Source organism: Mycobacterium europaeum (assembly GCF_002102155.1).
Classification (GTDB): domain Bacteria; phylum Actinomycetota; class Actinomycetes; order Mycobacteriales; family Mycobacteriaceae; genus Mycobacterium; species Mycobacterium europaeum.
This window is the reverse complement of record NZ_LQOU01000002.1, coordinates 1-16,510: the sequence shown is the minus strand read 5'-3', so window position 1 is coordinate 16,510 and position 16,510 is coordinate 1. Positions and strand designations below refer to the sequence as shown.

Genomic DNA, 16,510 nt, shown 5'->3' with positions numbered 1-16,510 from the left:
GGCGAAGCGCCCCAAGTGGCTACCTGGCCTCAGGAAACACCTGCGGCCGGGTAGCCCCTTGGAGCCATGGTTGGTCGCTGCACATCGGATCAGGCCTGGACTTCGAGCACGCCGACGCGCCACAGTGCCGCGTACACGTGGCGCAGCGGGACGCTGAGCAGCCGGGTGGCGCCCTCCACCAGCGGGTCGCCGGCGAGCACGGGCCGCTTCTGGACCTTGCGGGCGGCCTTCTTGGGCGCGGGGGCCGCAACGGCGGCCTGCGTCGTGTCGGCGTCGCGCACCACCCTCAGCTTGCGGGCGGGCGCTGCGGTCACCACTTCGTCGTGCAGAGCTACGGTCATGATCGCCTCCTAGGCGGGGTTCGTGAAAACGGGACTAACTGGACTGACGCGTCCCATCCCGTCGCGGTTCCGATCCGGAGAACGCTTGGCCGGCAAGCCATTAGCGTTGCGACGACTCAACCGAGAACGTCGTGCCGGAGATCGGCTCGGGACGAGACGGAGTTCGGACTTCGATCCGGACTGTCGCTGGAACTCATGTGTCCCTCACCTCCTCGCGGTCACGACGCATGCGGTGATCCGCACGCGATTTTTGCGCGCAGCATGAGGAGCAGAAATCCGGCACTCGCCGGCGATCCGCACCCCTCTCGTCAGAGCTTCGGCACCACACGACGTGTCCGGTACTCCGGAAGCCACCTGGGCTCAACCCTTAAGCCGGGAGGAGCTGTCCTGACCCGGGGCGTCTTTCGACGTTCGGGGTCAGTGGCCTGTATTCGTGTAGACGCCTCACCTAACGAGGTGCTTACGCGACCGATAATGCACGACGGGTCCGACGGGGTCAAACTCCGCGCCGCCGCGTTTCCCGATCTTTACGGCTTTCCGGGGCGAGCACACAGGGTTCGGTCAGGTTGCGGCCATGAGCTGGGCGGATAGCCAACCCCGAGGCGGTGCCGCTTGTTCACCTCGTGTTTGCCGGGCCGCTGTGAAAAGCCGGTGAACGGCCGCCCTTGACCGCCGATCAGCTCTCGACGAGTCCGTCGAGCCGCCCGACGGTGTCGATGAACTCCTCGACCATGTCGAGCACCACCGTTCGCGTAGGGCGAACGCGGTCGAGCGAGCCCACCACCTGGCCGACGAAGTAGGTGGCCAGCTCGCGCGCCTTGGCCCCGGGGTGCGCGGCCGCGGAATTGATGCGCACCTGCGGCTCGGTGACCAGCGCGGTCTGCAGGGGCATGCCGAGCGGGTCGGGCTTGTCCGGCCGGTCCCATTCGTCGGTCCAGGCCGTGCGCAGCATCCGCGCCGGCTTGCCCGTCATCGAGCGCGAGCGCACCGTGTCCGAGGAGGTGGCGGCCAGGAACTTGTCCTTGACCACCGGCGGCGTCTCGGCTTCTTCGGTGGTCAGCCACACCGACCCGCACCACACGCCTTCGGCGCCCAGGGCCAGGGCGGCCGCGATCTGGCGGCCGCGGGCGATGCCGCCCGCGGCGAGAACGGGCACCGGCGCCACGGCGTCGACGACCTCGGGGACCAGGACCATGGTGGCGACCTCGCCGGTGTGGCCGCCGGCCTCGGTGCCCTGGGCCACGATCAGGTCAACGCCGGCGGCGGCGTGCCGTTGCGCGTGGCGTGTGGTGCCGGCCAAGGCGGCCACCAGCACGCCGCGGTCGTGGGCGTGTTCGACGAGGTCCGCCGGCGGCGGGCCGAGCGCGCTGGCGATCAGCCGGATGTCGTGCTCGAACGCCACGTCCAGCAGCGGCTGGTAGCCCTTGGGCGAGATGTTCAGGCCGCCGGCGGAGGCGCGCGCCTCCTGGGCCGGCGCGGTGATCCCGTAGCGGGCGAGGATGTCGTCGACGAACGCGCGGTGCTCCTCGGGCAGCAGCGCCCGCGCCTGCTTGGCGTCGATGCCGCCCTCGTCCGACCCGACGTACTTGGGCGGCAGCAGCAGGTCCACCCCGAACGGTTTGCCGCCCGTCTGCTCCTCGATCCAGGTCAGCTCGTTCTGCAGCCGCTGGGGACTGTGCGCCACCGCGCCGAGGATGCCGAACCCGCCCGCATTGGTCACCGCGGCCACCACGTCGCGGCAGTGGCTGAACGCGCAGATGGGAAACTCGACGCCGAGCATTTCGGCGACTCTGGTACGCATTGCCCGACGCTAAAGAGCCATCGATCGATATGTCAATCGACGATGGCCGGCGCGGGCGACCGGCCGTCCGGCGGCCAGCTGGACACGCCCTCTTCGAGCGGGACCCGCAGGCTGTGCAGCAGCGACGCGACCATCCGCCACGCACCGATCGCGGTGACGAGCTCGATGAGAACCGTTGGTTCACCGCCCAATTCACGCTCGCAGGCCGCCCAGCTGGCGTCGCTCACCGCGCCGTCGCGGACCACGTCGTCGGTGGCGGCCAGCACGGCGCGCTCCACGGCGCCGAATCCGGCGTACGTTTGCCAGTCACGCACGCCGAGCAGATCCTCGGGCGCGACGCCCAGCCGCGACGCGACCCGCCAGTGCTGCGTCCACTCGTAGTCGCATGCCGTGAGCCAGCCGATCCGCATGATCACCAACTCGCGCAGCCGCGGGTCGAGGGCACCGTGCCAGAGCATGGTGGCGAGCAGATCGTTGATCGCGCGCGCCAGCGGCGGGTGGTTGAGCAGCACCTGAAAGATGCTCAGTTCGGCCATGTAGTTGGGCACCGCCGCCTCGTCGGCGGCGGCGGTGGCCTCGTCGAGCGGCAATTTCGGCACGCGGGCTGTTGTCATGGTGAGCGCTTTCGTGTGCTGGCGGGACACCGTCACGATCACCGGTCATGGTAGTCAGGGTTTGCGCCGACGTGGCCGAAATGCCGGGCATTGCGTTCGGTCCGCGTGAAACCTGCTGCCGCTCAGTGCTTTACAGCAGGCCGAGCAGTTGCAGGTCGGTGACGTACTTGACGATCACCGGCGCCGTGACGTGCGGGATGTCCGGATCGTCGCCGTCGGCGCCGATCTTGGCTTCCTGCACCGCGGCGCGGAACCGGTCGGTCGGGGCGAGCGACCCGCGCGCCGGCGCACCGGGCTCGACCAGCTCGGTGCCGGCCGACTGCAACAGCGGGAACACCGAGTGCTGGCGCTGCTGTTCCGGCAGTTCGCGCAGGGCGGCCTCGAACCGCTGCAGCCACTCGCCGAAGTCGTCGATCCGTTCGATCGGATAGCCCGCCTCGATCAGCCAGTCCACGTACTCGTCGATGCCGACACCGTCGTCGTGCGGGTTCATCACGTGATAGGTCTCGAACCCGTCCATCACCTGGGCACCCAGCGTGGTAACCGCCTCGGCGACGAACTCCACCGGCAGCGCATCGAAATGCGCACGCTGTCGATTGCCCTCGGCGTCCAGCTGGTAGAACGAGCGCGGCGCCACACCGGTCGCCGCCAGGCTCAACACCATCCGGGTGAACACGTCCGACAGGTTGAGCTGCCCCGCATAGCTGACACCGGCCAGCAGAAGGTCGCAGCGGAACACCGAGACCGGCAGGCCGCACAGGTCGTGCGCCTCGCGCAGCAGCACCTCGCCGGCCCACTTGCTGTTGCCGTAGCCGTTGGAATACCCGCCGTCGAGGGTCCGGGTGGGGCTGATGACCCGGATGTCGGCGTCCTCGGTGAACGCCGCCGGCTCCACCCCGTCCCCGACGTTGGCGGTCGAAACGTACGTGTAGGGCTTGAGTTTGGTGGTCAACGCCACCCGGATCAGCTCGGCGGTGCCCGCGACGTTCGGCCCGAACAGCTCGCTGTAGGGCAACACACCGTTGACCAGAGCCGCCGAGTCCACGATCAGGTCGACAGTGTCGGCCAACCGCTGCCACGTCCGCTCGTCCAGGCCAAGATTCGCCGCGCCCTTGTCCCCCGCGATCACCTCCAAGTGATCGGCGGCCAGATCCTGGAAATACCGCAACAACTTCGGATCACCGCTGTCGAAGGTCTTCTCCAGCCGCTGACGGGCCTCCTCGTCCGAGCCCGCCCGCACCAGACAGATCAGCCTGCCGTCCACCAACTCCAGCTGCTCGAGCCACTGCAACACCAGATAACGCCCCAGGAAACCGGTCGCCCCGGTCAACAACACCGTGCGCACCTGCGAACTCGGCCCCGGCAACGCCGGCGCGGTCCCCAGCGTCGCGGCATCGATGAACTTCTCCAGCTTCAGATCACTCGCGTAGATCTCGGTGGCGTCGCGACCGTGCACCGACGCGAAGCCGGGGCCGGGCGTGCGTTCGGCCCCGAAATCCTGTGCGTGCCGGTCCAATTGCTGGCTCAGGCTGCGCACCGACGGGGCGTCGAAGACTGCGCGCACGGGCAGCTGGATGCCCAGGGTGGTGTGGATCGCCGCAATCAGGCGCATGGCCGACAGTGAATCGCCGCCGAGGTCGAAGAACGACTCCTCGACGCCCACCCGCTCCACGCCCAGGACCTGGGCATAGATGTCGGCCAGAGTCTCCTCGATCGGTGTGGCCGGCGGCCGGTAGCGGTCACGATCGGTGTATTGCGGGGCGGGCAACGCCCGGGTGTCGAGTTTGCCGTTGACCGTCAACGGCAGCGCGTCGACCGCCACCACCGCGGCGGGGACCAGGTAGGCGGGTAGCCGGTCGGCCAGCGCCGCGCGCAGCCCGGCCGGGTCGGCGGGCCCGGTCACGTATCCCACCAGCCGCCTGTCGCCGGGACGGTCTTCGCGGGCGATCACCGCCGCCTGCCCGACGCCGTCCAGGGCGGCCAGGGCGGCGCGGACCTCCCCGAGTTCGACGCGGTGCCCACGGATTTTGACCTGGTCGTCGGCGCGGCCCACGTACTTCAGTTGCCCGTCGGCGCCCCAGCAGACCAGATCCCCGGTGCGATACATGCGCTGTCCGGGCACCCCGAACGGGCACGCGACGAACCGCGACGCGGTCAGACCGCCTCGGCGCACGTATCCGTACGTCAGGCCCGCCCCGGTCACATAGAGCTCACCGATCACGCCGGTCGGCGCCGGCCGCAGCCGCCCGTCGAGCACGAACAGCGCGGCCCCCGGCACGGGTGAACCGATGGGCGGGGTTCCCGACTCGGGCACCAGCGGCGCGCTGATCGCCACACACATCGTGGTCTCGGTGGGGCCATAGACGTTGAGCATGGTCCGCCCCGGCGCCCACCGGTCCACCACTTCTTCCGGACAGGCCTCGCCGGCCACCACCAAGGCGGCCGAGTCCAGACCCTCGGGAGACAGCATTCCCGCCTCCGACGGCGTCTGGGTGAGCACGCCGACGTTTTCGGCGGTCAGCAGGGCGTGCAGGTCTTGCGGGGAGCGGGCCGTGGCGTCGGGCACCACCAGCACCCGCCCGCCGTGCAACAGCGCCCCGAAGATCTCCCAGACCGACACGTCGAAGACCAGCGAATGGCTCTGCGACCACACCCCGCCCGCCGGCAGGGGCGCGTCGAGCGGGGCGAACAACTGCGTGACGTTACGGTGCGTGACTGCAACGCCTTTCGGAGTCCCGGTGGTCCCGGACGTGTAGATGATGTAGGCGAGGTCGTCGGCCGCCGGCGCCGCCGGCGGCGCGCCGCCGGGCTGGGCGGGCAGGGCGGGATCGTCGACGTCGACGACCGGGCGTTCGAAACCGTCCAGCCGCGCCCGCAGACCGGCGGTCGTCAGCGCGGCGACCGGTGCGGCGTCGGCGAGCAGGAAGTCGATCCGCGCCTCGGGCAGCCCCGGGTCGATCGGCAGGTAGGCCGCCCCGGTCTTGAGCACCGCCAGGATCGCCACTACGGCCTCGGCCGAGCGGTCCGCGAGCAGTGCCACGCATTCGCCCGGTCCGGCCCCGCGGTCAACGAGCAAGTGCGCCAACCGGTTTGCGGCCAGGTCGAGCTCCCGGTAGGTCATCGAGCGGTCCCCGCAGCTGACGGCCACCGCCTCCGGGGCGCGGGCGACGTGCGTGGCGAACACCTCCAGGATCGACGGCCAGGTCACCGGGCGGCTGGAGACCGCGCGGTTGCCCCACTCGTCGAGGCGGGCGCGCTCGTCGTCATCGAGCACGTCGATCGACGACAACGGACGTCCGGGGTCGGCGGTGATGGCCAGCACCACCTGGTGCAGGCGTTGGACCAGCTTTTCGATGGTGCCCGCGTCGAACACGTCGGTGCGGAACTCGACCTGCCCACCGATCCCGGCGGGCTCACCGGTGCCGTCGAAGTGCTCGGCCAGTGAGAACGTCAGGTCCATGCGGGCGGTGTGGCTGTCCACCGGGAGCGGGGCGACGTGCAGGTCACCCAGACTCAGCTCGGTCTGGTCGTTGTTCTGCCAGGCCAGCATCACCTGCACCAGCGGGTGATGGCTCAGGCTGCGGGTCGGGTGCAGCCGCTCGACCAGCACCTCGAAGGGGACGTCCTGGTGTTCGTAGGCGGCCAGGCTGCGCCCGCGGACCTGTGCCAGCAGTTGCGCGACGGTCGGGTCCCCGCCGAGATCCGTCCGCAGCACGAGGGTGTTGACGAAGAAACCCACCACGTCGTCGAGGCACGGGTCGCGGCGCCCGGCGATCGGGAAGCCGACGGCGACCTCGCTGCTTCCGCTCAGCGTCGACAACAGCACCGCCAGCGCCGCCTGGATGACCATGAAACTGGTCGCGTTGTGCGCCCGCGCCGCCTCGCGCACCCGTTGCTGCAACTCGGCCGACCATCGCACCCCCACGGTCGACCCGCGGTGATCGGCCACCAGCGGATAGGGCCGCTCGGTGGGCAGCGCCAGCCTCTCCGGCATCCCGGCCAGCGTGTGCTCCCAGAACCGCAACTGCCCGGCGATGGGACTGTCCGGGTCGGCCGGGTCGCCGAGATGGGAACGTTGCCACAGCGCGTAGTCGGCGTACTGCACGGCCGGCGGCGCCCAGTTCGGTGCTTTGCCCGCGCACCGGCCGGCGTAGGCCACGCCGAGATCGCGCACCAGCGGCGTGAGCGACAGGCCGTCGGCGGCGATGTGGTGCAACACCGTCACCAGCACGTGCTCTTCCGCGTCGGTGCGGAAAAGCCAGGCCCGCAAAGGGATTTCAGTTCTCAGGTCGAACGCGTAGTGGGCGACCGCCTCGACGGCCTCGGCCAACCGGTCCTGCGGCCAGCCGGTGGCGTCGACCACATCGCATCCGACGTCGGCCTCCTCTGGTGTCTTCACGACCTGTAGCGGTGTCCCCTCGGCGGCGACGAAGACCGTGCGCAGGCTTTCGTGGCGGGCCACCACGTCGTCCAGTGCGGCTCGGAACGCGTCCGCATCCAGGCGCCCGTCCAGCCGCAGCGCCGCCGCCATGTTGTACACCGCCGAGGGCCCCTGCAACTGGTCGAGGAACCACAATCGGGATTGGGCGAAGGACAACGGGATCACCGCGGGCCGCTCGATCGCCACCAACGGGGTGCGGCCCGTGCCGTCCTTGCCGAGGCGCGATGCCAACCGGTGAATGGTGGGCGCCTCGAACAGCGACCGCACCCCCAGGTGGGCGTTGAGGCCGGTGTTGACGGCCGCGATCAGGCGCATCGCCGCCAGCGAATCGCCGCCCAGATCGAAGAACGAGTCGTCGACGCCGACCCGGTCGAGGCCCAGGATCTGGGCGTAGATGCCGGCCAGGATCTCCTCGGTGGGGGTGGCGGGGGCGCGGTAGCGGCCGGTGTCGCCGTAGTCGGGCGCCGGCAGGGCCCGGGTGTCGAGTTTGCCGTTGACGGTCAACGGGATCGCGTCCACGACGACGATGGCGGCGGGCACCATGTAGGCGGGCAGTCGCTCGGCGAGCGCAGCACGGATGCCGGCCGGGTCAGCCCGCCCGGTCACATACCCCACCAGCCGCCTGTCTCCGGGACGGTCCTCGCGGGCGATCACCGTGGCCTGCCGCACCCCGTCCAAACCGGTTAGCGCCGAACGGATTTCGCCGAGCTCGATGCGATAGCCGCGGATCTTGACCTGATCGTCGGCGCGGCCGAGGTATTGCAGCTGCCCGTCGGCGCCCCACCGCACCACGTCGCCGGTGCGGTACATGCGCAGCCCGGGCGCGCCCGAGGGGCACGGCACGAACCGCGACGCCGTCAGGCCCGGCCGTCCGAGGTAGCCACACGCCAACCCCCGGCCGGCCACGTACAGCTCGCCGACCACCCCCGCCGGCACCGGCCGCAACCAGGCGTCCAGCACGAAGAAGGCGAGGTGCGCCAGGGGAATTCCGATCGGGCTGGCGTCGCCGTCGACGTCACCGACGACGATCTCGCGGAGCGAGGCGTGCACCGTGGTCTCGGTGGTTCCGTACATGTTGATGATGCGTGGCCGTCCCGGATGGCTGTCCAGCCACGTGGCCAGCCGCGCGGCTTCGAGCGCCTCGCCGCCGAACACCAGCGTCTGCAGCTTGAGTTGTTGGCCGAGGTCTGGCGTCAGCGCATCGGCGGTTTGCAGCGCGTAGAACGCCGACGGCGTCTGGCTGAGGACGCTGACCTGTTCGTGAACCAGCAAGGCGTGCAGGTCGTCCGGTGAGCGGACCACGGAGTCTGGCACCACCACCAGGCGGCCCCCGTGCAGCAGCGCGCCGAACATCTCCCACACGGAGAAGTCGAAGGCCAGGGAGTGGCACAGCGTCCACACCGTTCCCAGCTCCAACTCGGCGTCCAGGGACTCCAGCAGCCGGATGACGTTGCGGTGGGTGACCGCCACGCCTTTGGGGGTCCCGGTGGTGCCGGACGTGTAGATGACGTAGGCGATGTCGTCGGGCGCCGGGGCCGGTGGCGCCGCGGCGGGGTGGGCGGCGTCGTCGTCGTGGGCGTCGACGACGGGCAGGCCGCAGCCGTCGAGGCGCGGCCGCAGTCCGGCCGTGGTGAGCACGGCGGCGGGTGCGGCGTCGTCGAGGACGAAGCCGACCCGCGCGGCCGGCAGCCCCGGATCGACCGGCACGTACGCCGCCCCGGTCTTCAGCACCGCCAGGATCGCCACGACGGCCTCGGCCGAGCGGGGCATCAGCAGCGCGACCCGCTCCCCCGGACCCGCGCCGAGCTGGAGGAGCCGGTGCGCCAGGCGATTCGCCTTGTCGTCGACCTCCCGGTAGGTCAGGCAACGGCCACCGCAGGTGATGGCCACCGCGTCCGGCGCGCGCTCCACCTGGGTGGCGAACGTTTCCGGGATCGACCTGCCCGCCGGCTCGGGCCGGCTCAGCGCGGCGTGGTTGCCGATGACCTCGAGGCGGGCGTGCTCCGCCTCGTCGAGCACATCGATGGACGACAACCGGCGGGCGGGGTCGGCGGTCATGGCCGCCACCACCCGCTGGAGCCGCGCGACAAGCGTTGCGACGGTGGCGGTGTCGAAGACGTCGGTGCGGAACTCCACCGCCCCGCCGATCCCGGCGGGCCGTCCGTCACCGGTCCAGCGCTCGGCCAGCGAGAACAACAGATCGGTGCGGGCCGTGCGGGTGTCCACCGGCAGCGCGGTGACCTGCAGATCGCCCAACGCCAGGTCGGCGGGCTCGGTGTTCTGCCAGGCCAGCATCACCTGAACCAGCGGGTGGTACCCGAGGCTGCGGGTGGGGTTGAGCCGTTCGACGAGGACCTCGAAGGGCACGTCCTGATGCTCGTAGGCGGCCAGGCTGCGCCGGCGCACCTGGGCCAGAAGTTCGGCGATACACGGGTCCCCGGCCAGTTCGACCCGCAACACCACGGTGTTGACGAAGAAGCCGACCACGTCATCGAGCGCGGGATCGCGACGCCCGGCGATCGGAAAGCCCACGGCCACATCGGAACTCGCGGTGAGCTTGGCGAGCAACACGGCCAGGGCGGCCTGGATCACCATGAAACTGGTCGCGTTGTGCGCCCGCGCCAGCTCGCGCACCCGGTCCTGCAGCTCGGCGGGCCACTCGACGTCCACCCTGGCGCCGCGGTGATCGGCGACCACCGGATACGGCCGGTCGGTGGGCAACTCGAGGCGCTCGGGCATCCCGGCCAACGCGTCCTGCCAGTAGCGCAGCTGCCCGGCGATCGGGCTGTCCGGGTCGTCCAGATCGCCGAGCCGGCCGCGCTGCCACAGGGTGTAGTCGGCGTATTGCACCGCCAGCGGCGCCCACCCCGGCGCCCGGCCCGCGCACCGGCCGGCGTAGGCCCCGCCGAGGTCGCGCACCAGCGGGGTGAGCGACCAGCCATCGGCGGCGATGTGGTGCACGACGGCCACCAGGACGTGTTCGTCCTCGGCGATCGTGAACAGCGTTGCCCGCAAGGGAATCTCGGTGGCCAGGTCGAATGGGCGCCCCGCGCTCGCCTGGACGGCCTCCGCCAGCCGCGCCGCGGACCATTCGGTGGCGTCGACCACGTCCCAGTCGGCGTCGGCGCGCTCCGGCGGCAGCACCACCTGGTGCGGCGTGCCCTCGGCCGCGACGAACACCGTGCGCAGGCTTTCGTGGCGGGCCAGCACATCGGCCAGCGCCGCGCCCAACGCGGCGCGGTCCAGTTGGCCGCGCAGCCGCAGTGCCGCCGCCATGTTGTAGAGCGGCGACGGCCCGTGCAGCTGTTCGATGAACCACAGCCGGGATTGCGCGAAGGACAGGGGCAGCACCGCGGGCCGCGCGCCGGCCACCACGCGCGCCGGTCCGTCTCCGCCCGGTCCCACCAGCGGCGCCAGTCGGCGAACGGTGGGCGCCTCGAACACCGCACGCACCGACAGGTGGGTGTCCAAGGCCGCGTTGGCGGCGGCGATCAGGCGCATGGCCGCCAGCGAATCACCGCCCAGGTCGAAGAACGACTCCTCGACCCCCACCCGGGCCAAGCCCAGCACGCGCGCGTAGATCTCGGCGAGGATCCCCTCGATCGGCGTCGCCGGGGCGCGGTAGGACTCGGCGTCGTGGTACTCCGGGGCCGGCAGCGCCCGTTTGTCGAGTTTGCCGTTGAGCGTCAACGGGATTGCGTCCAAGACGACGACCGCGGCGGGCACCATGTAGGCCGGCAACCGTTCGGCGAGCGCGGTACGGATCGCGGCCGGGTCGACGGTTCCGGTGACGTAGCCGACCAGCCTGCCCTCGCGGGCGATCACCGCCGCCTGCTGCACGCCCTCGAAAGCGGTCAGCGCGGCGCGTATCTCGCCGAGTTCGATGCGATGCCCGCGGATCTTGACCTGATCGTCGGCGCGCCGCAGGTACCGCAGCCGCCCGTCGGCGCCCCAGCGCACCAGGTCGCCGGTGCGGTACATGCGGGTCCCTGTCCCACCGAACGGGCAGGCCACGAACCGCGACGCCGTCAAGCCGGACCGGCCCAGATAACCGCACGCCACACCGCGGCCGGCCACATACAACTCCCCGACCACCCCGGCCGGCACCGGCCGCAGCGACCGGTCCAACACCACGAACGCGGCGCCGGACACCGGCGATCCGATGGGCGCTCCGGCCCCCGCGGTCAGCGGCGCGCTGAGCGCCGCGTCCACGGTGGTTTCGGTGGGGCCGTAGGCGTTGACCATCACCCGGCCCGGCGCCCACCGATCGACCAGCTCGGGCGGGCACGGTTCACCGCCGATCACCAGGGCCACGGCATCCAGGCCCTCGGTCGACAGGGTGCCGGCCTCGGACGGGGTCTGACTCAGGACGCTGACGCGTTCACGAATCAGCAAGGCGCGCAGTTCTTCCGGTGCGCGGACCACCGATTCGGGCACCACGACGAGGCGCCCGCCGCCCAGCAGCGCGCCGAAGATCTCCTGGACGGAGACGTCGAAGGCCAGTGAATGCGAGTGCGACCAGACGCCCGGGGCCGGCAGCGGCGCATGCAGCGACGTCATCAGCTGGGTGACGTTGTGGTGCGTGACCGCGACGCCCTTGGGGACGCCCGTGGTGCCGGATGTGTAGATGAGGTAGGCGATGTCGTCGGGGGCCGGCGCGGTCAAGTCCGCGGCGGGGCCGGTGTCCACCGGTAGGTGGTGCACGTCGATGACCGGCACGCCGGAGCCGTCGAGCCGCCCACGCAGGTCGGCGGTGGTGACGGCGACGATCGGCGCGGCGTCGGCGATCATGAACCCGATCCGCGCCGCCGGCAGGCCGGGATCGATCGGCAGGTAGGCGGCCCCCGTCTTGAGTGCCGCCAGGATCGCGACGACGGCATCGGCGGACCGCGAAAAGAGCAGCGCCACAAAGGTTCCGGGTGCGGCACCGTGGGCAGCGAGCAGGCGGGCCACGCGGTTCGCGGCCTCGTCCAGCTCCCGATACGTCATGGAACGGCCTTCGAAGCTCAGCGCCACCGCCTCCGGGGCGCGGGCCACCTGCGCGGCGAACAGCTCCGGAATCGACGGCCCGGTCACCGGCTCGGCGAGCGCCGCCCGGTTGCCCCATGCGACCAGGCGAGAGTGCTCCGCCTCATCGAGGCCGTCGATCGCCGACAACGGGCGGTCGGGGTCGGCGGTCATCGCGACCAACACCCGGCGGAACCGTGCGATCAGGGTCTCGATGCCGGCCGCGTCGAAGACGTCGGTGTCGAATTCGACGCGCAGGCCCAGCTCGTCGCCCGGCACGGCCTGCACCGAGAGCGGATAGTGGTTGAACTCGCGGCTGGTGAATTCGGTGACGGTGAGTTCGTGGGCGCCGGCCAGCGCGGCGGTGTCGATCGGGTAGTTCTCGTACACGAACAGGGTGTCGAACAACTGGTCGTGGCCGGTGGCGCGGTGGATTTCGGGCAGCGCCAGGTGCTCGTGGTCGAGCGTCTGGTTGTGGGCGCGGCGCAACTGGTCGAGGAGACCGGCGGCCGTTTGCGCCGCGGTGATCGTGGCCCGCACCGGGACCGTGTTGATCAGCAAGCCCACCATCGATTCGGCGCCGGGCAGCTCGGCGGGGCGGCCGGAGACCACGGCACCGAAGACCACGTCGTCCTGGCCGGTCAGCCACGCCAGCAGCTGCGCCCAGGCGGCCTGCAGGACGGTGCTGACGGTGGTGTGCGACGCGCGGGCCAGCCCGCCGAGGGCCCGCGTGGTTTCGGCCGGCACTGCGAAGGTGGCGACGCCCCGCCGGCCCGCCCGGCCCGAGGGGCGGACCAACGTCGGGGTGTCGAAGCCGTCGAGCACCCGGCGCCACGCCGCTCGCGCGGCCGCCAGGTCGCGGTCGGCCAGCCAGGTGAGGTAGCTGCGGTACGGCGCCGCCGCCGGCAACCGCTCTCGGTAATAGCCGGCGAAGATCTCCTGGAGCACGATCGGCAGCGACCATCCGTCCATCACGACGTGGTGGACGGTCAACACGAAGCGGTGCCGGTCTTTCGCGGTGCGGACCAACGCGGTCCGGAACGCCCGGCGGGCGGCCAGGTCGCACACCGCGGCCCGTTCGGCTGCGCACAGCTGCGCGACCCGCTCGTCCGGGTCGGGGTCGTCGGCGTCGAGCTGGAGGTAGCGCCACGCCACGGCGGGCTCGGCGGGGATGATCTGCACCGGCTCCTCGAACGCTTCGCAGAACCGGGCCATCAGGTTGGGGTGCCGGATGAGCACGGTGCGGACCGCCTCGCGCAGGCGCTGGGGGTCGAGCGGGCCGCACACCGTGATGTCGAGCTGCACCGCGTACACGTCGTCGCCGGGGTCTCGTCCGGTGCCGGCGTGGAAGAGCAGTCCCCGCTGCAGCGGGGTCAGCGGCAACACGTCGGCGACAGGCTGTTGCCGGCACAGCGCGTCGATCTGCTGCTGGCTCAGCCGGGCGGGGGCGATGTCCGACGGGGTCAGGCCGCCCCCGCCGTTGCGCACGTGCGCGCAGATGCCGGCCAGCGCTTCGCACCACAGCCGGCTGAGCCCGCCGACCTGTTCGCGGGTCAGCGCCGAGGGCGCCCAGGTCCAATTCGCCTGCAGGCGTGGCCCGTTCGCCGTGTCCGTGGCGCCGGCGTTGAGTTCCAGCGGGTGCCCCAGCGGCATCGGCAGCGCCGCCGCCGCGGCGGTCAACGACAGGCTGTCCTGATCGAGGCGCCACAAGTCGTCGGACAGCTCGGCCGTCCCCGCGAGCCGTCCCAGGTAGTTGAATCCGATCACCGGGTCCGAATCGTCCAGGCCGACGTCGGGATTGAGATAACGCAAGAGCCCGTAGGTCAGCCCGTCCGGCAGGGCACGCAGCTGCTCCTTGGCGTCCTTGATCAGCGCGCCCAGCTCGGGGTCGCCCGCTTTGACCTTCGGCCAGTGCGGCGCGCCGAGCCGAAGCGCGACCGGGTATTTGGCGGTGAACCAGCCCACGGTGCGGGACAGGTCGACGCGCGGGCCGACGTCTTCGTGCCGGCCGTGGGCCTCGACGTCGATATAAGGCGGCGCGCCGGTGCCCAGGAATTCGTTGATCGCCAACCCGAGGGCGACCACCAAAATATCCTGGACACCGGCGTGAAACGCCGCCGGCACTGCCCCCAACAACATGCGCGTGGTGTCGGCGTCCAGCGACACCGACAACTGTTCGGCCGTCTCGTACGTGTCGACGCCCGGGCGTACCGCCGGCAGCGGGGCCGGGGCGCTCGCCACTTCGCGCCAGGCGCCGGCCCGGTCGACGACCTCGGGGCGCCGGGCGTACTCGGCCAGCATCGCCGACCAGCGGGCGAACGACGTCCCGCCGGGCGGCAGCGCCACCGGTTGCCCGGTGCGCTGCTGTGCCCAGGCGATGTTGACGTCTTCCAACAGGATTCGCCACGACACCCCGTCGACGGCCAGGTGGTGGACGATCAACGCCAACCGCCCGGTGGGCTCCGCCCAGACCGCGCGCAGCATCACCCCCGCGGCCGGGTCCAATCGCGATCGCGCGGCCACCACCGCCTCTTCGGACAACGCGTCGACGACGTGCAGGCAGCTGCGAGCGTCAACCGCGCCGGGCTCGGGCGCACGCAGCGACCAGCCGCCGGCGCCATCGTCGTCCACGCACAGCCGCAGCATGGGGTGCCGGTCGATCAGGGCCTGCAGCAGCACCACCACGTCGTCCTGGGTGACGCCCGCGGGCGCCCGCACCACCACCGTCTGGTTGAACTGATCGACCGGACCGTCAATCCGCTGCAGCCAGTGCATGATCGGTGTCGCGACCACCGGGCCGGTGCCATCGTCGGCCACGTCCTCGTCGGCGGCCACGCCGGCCACCCGGGCCAGCCGCGCCACCGTCTGTTCGACAAAGATGTCACGCGGGCGGAACAGAACACCGGCCGCCCGCGCGCGGGCCACCACCTGCATCGACAAGATGCTGTCCCCGCCCAGGTCGAAGAAGGAGTCGTCGATCCCCACTCGCTCGACACCGAGCACCTGGGCGTAGATGCCGGCCAGGATCTCCTCGACGGCGTCGCCGGGGGCGCGGTACTGCTCGGCGCTGTGGTAGTCGGGTGCGGGCAGGGCGCGAGTGTCCAGTTTGCCGTTGACCGTCAACGGGATCGCGTCCACCGCGACGACGGCGGCGGGGACCATGTAGGCGGGCAGCCGGTCGGCGAGCCGGCTTCGGATGTCGGCGGGTGCGGCGGTGCCGGTGGTGTAGGCAACGAGGCGCTTGTCGCCGGGGCGGTCCTCGCGGACGACCACCGCCGTCTGTCCGGCGCCCGCCAAACCGGCTAGGGCCGTGCGGATTTCGCCGAGCTCGATGCGGTAGCCGCGGATCTTGACCTGGTCGTCGGCCCGCCCCAGGTACTGCAGCTGTCCGTCGGCTCCCCAGCGCACCAGGTCCCCGGTGCGGTACATCCGTTGCCCGGCCGCTCCGAAGGGGCAGGCCACGAAACGCGAAGAGGTCAACGCCGACCGGCCGACATACCCGCACGCGACGCCCCGTCCGGCCACGTACAACTCACCGACCACACCGACCGGGACCGGCCGCAGCCAGGTGTCCAGCACGAACAACGCCGCGCCGGGCACCGGTGACCCGATCGGCGGTGCTCCGGTTCCCGCGGTCAGCGGCGCGGTCATGGCCACGTACATCGTGGTCTCGGTCGGACCGTACTGGTTGACCATCACCCGCCCGGGCGCCCACCGGTCGACCACCTCGTGCGGGCAGGCCTCCCCGCCCATCACCAGTGTCGCGATCGAGTCCAGGCCGTGCGGCGGCAAAGCCGCAACCGCCGAGGGGGTGTGGCTGAGGACGTCGACCTGTTCGCGAATCAGCGTGGCGTGCAGTTCTTCTGGTGAGCGGACCACGGTGTCGGGCACGATCACCAGCCGGGCGCCGCGCAGCAGCGCCCCGAAGATCTCCCACACCGAGAAGTCGAAGGCCAGCGAGTGGGATTGCGACCACACCCGCCCGAGCCTCAATTCGTCGTCGGCTGACTGCAGCAACTGGGTGACGTTGTGGTGGGTGACGGCCACGCCCTTGGGGACCCCGGTGGTTCCGGAGGTGTAGATGACGTAGGCGATGTCCTCGGGGTCGGGCAGCGTTGGCGCGCAGCGGGATTGGGTGGCCAGTTCGGGGTCGTCGAATTCGATGACGGCGATGTCCGACCCGTCCAGCCGCGACCGCACGCCCGCGGTGGTGACGGCGGCGACCGGTATGGCGTCGGTGAGCATGAATTCGATGCGTGTTGGCGGCAGTGCGGGGTCGATGGGCAGGTAGGCCGCCCCGGCCTTG

4 protein-coding genes and 1 riboswitch are annotated in these 16,510 nt (G+C 71.2%); all 4 genes read right to left on the bottom strand.

Going from position 1 to position 16,510, the window contains the following annotated elements; genetic code table 11:
• Positions 1–89: 89 nt before the first annotated feature.
• On the bottom strand, positions 90–341 hold the full coding sequence (locus tag AWC03_RS00130) for an Rv1535 family protein (RefSeq protein WP_085238501.1): 252 nt from the start codon (positions 339–341) through the stop codon (positions 90–92).
• A 293-nt stretch (positions 342–634) separates the two neighbouring features.
• Positions 635–804: riboswitch (M-box (ykoK) riboswitch) on the bottom strand.
• A 213-nt stretch (positions 805–1,017) separates the two neighbouring features.
• On the bottom strand, positions 1,018–2,142 hold the full coding sequence (locus AWC03_RS00125) for an NAD(P)H-dependent flavin oxidoreductase (RefSeq protein ID WP_085238500.1): 1,125 nt from the start codon (positions 2,140–2,142) through the stop codon (positions 1,018–1,020).
• 32 nt (positions 2,143–2,174) lie between these two features.
• On the bottom strand, positions 2,175–2,756 hold the full coding sequence (locus AWC03_RS00120; protein WP_085238679.1) for a carboxymuconolactone decarboxylase family protein: 582 nt from the start codon (positions 2,754–2,756) through the stop codon (positions 2,175–2,177).
• 130 nt (positions 2,757–2,886) lie between these two features.
• Positions 2,887–16,510 (bottom strand): non-ribosomal peptide synthetase (locus AWC03_RS00115; protein ID WP_142278280.1); only part of this gene is annotated, 13,624 nt, incomplete at its 5' end.